General features: G+C 52.1%; 1 protein-coding gene. It reads right to left on the reverse strand.

The window, feature by feature from the left end; all coding sequences use genetic code 11:
• Positions 1-39: 39 nt before the first annotated feature.
• Positions 40-259, reverse strand: a 220-nt coding sequence (locus FW758_RS24970) for a hypothetical protein (protein ID WP_446446866.1), incomplete at its 5' end; no start/stop codon positions are given.

A 259-nucleotide genomic window follows, 5' to 3' on the forward strand; every position in this document is an offset into this window, starting at 1 on the left:
ACCTTGCTCTACACCTGTTGCTGTCATCACTTGCGCCATCTAGCCCTCCAACCGATATTCAAAGGTGTGATGGGTACCCGAGCGAATGCGCTTTACCCGCTGGTTCATCGGCATATCCCGAAACCGCGCACTTAACGCTGTCTCGCTGTCGTGAACCCCAAAGCGGTTAAAGCTTTCTTGCTGGATTTCAAACAGGGTCCAAAACCGTTTGCCTGTGATGATGCGCATCAAGCGTTCGCGCTGTGTCAGTGGTTTATTC

This window comes from Shewanella sp. 1180_01, from assembly GCF_052850535.1.